The organism is Vibrio sp. 03_296 (genome assembly GCF_002265885.1).
This window is the reverse complement of sequence record NZ_NPKW01000960.1, coordinates 1-954: the sequence shown is the minus strand read 5'-3', so window position 1 is coordinate 954 and position 954 is coordinate 1. Positions and strand designations below refer to the sequence as shown.

2 pseudogenes are annotated in these 954 nt (G+C 46.4%); both read right to left on the bottom strand.

Features of this window, described 5'->3' with window-relative positions:
- Positions 1 to 460 (bottom strand): annotated as a pseudogene (locus tag CIK04_RS29155) (NUDIX hydrolase); the annotation flags it as partial.
- Positions 461 to 723: 263 nt separating this feature from the next.
- Positions 724 to 954 (bottom strand): annotated as a pseudogene (locus CIK04_RS34785) (trypsin); the annotation flags it as partial.

Sequence of the window (954 nt, the reverse complement as noted above, 5' to 3'; positions counted from 1 at the left end):
TAACGGTATTGACTCGCTTCAAGCGCCAAAGGAGACAGTAGCATGGCAGAGGCAATTTCAACGCCGTAGTGTGGGGCAARCAACCGAACGACTCATTGCCATCTAAACTATTGTTGAAGTTGAATGCCACTACTGATGAATCAGAAATGCAGTCATAGAATACCGCCTGTTCATTGTAGCCAAGCACTTTACCGACGGTAACCACCAGCCCGGTTTCTTCCCAAGTTTCTCTTTGCGCGGTAACCGCAGGGTCCTCACCCGCAATGATCGTTCCTCCGGGAAGAGAAATTTGATGAGTTAAGATCTCATTGACTAAAACCAACTTGTCATCTGCACGGACGATACACAGCGCCCCTTTCAATCCCTCAGGTAATGAGGTTGAAGAGGTCGCAAAAGAGAAAGTGGAAAACACCAATGAAATAATGAGACTGATTACAACGAAAAATGACCGCTTATACACGCCAGACAACCTTTACTTACCTATTGTTTATTTGTATCTTTTAGAACGAAGCCATCGATTCGTACACCGAGAGCACTCTGCTCAAAAGAGTTGGCGCAATAATGACAGGAAACTCGATATTTTTCGACCTAAATTAACTTCAATCTGCGAGATGAAAGCCGTATTGAACGTCGTATCTGTCGTCCAACCATACGCCTACTTCACTCCTCTGTGTCTTTAGCTGCTAAAAGAAACAAGCCTCGCAAACGAGGCTTGTGAGTAAGTTAAAGTTTTGTCCAAGCTTGTTGCCAGTTGGTACCCACACCTGGCTCATAGGCACTCGGTGTTGAACTACACCATAAGTTATAAGGCCACGACTTACACTGGTATGTCGATCCCACATTAGTCACAACATCACCCGCACTGTAATTTGTCCCCGCCACATACGCATTCGCATCGGTTGGCGGTGTTGGTTCGGGTGTTGTTGGCGGTTCAGGCGTCGTTGGAGGCTCTGT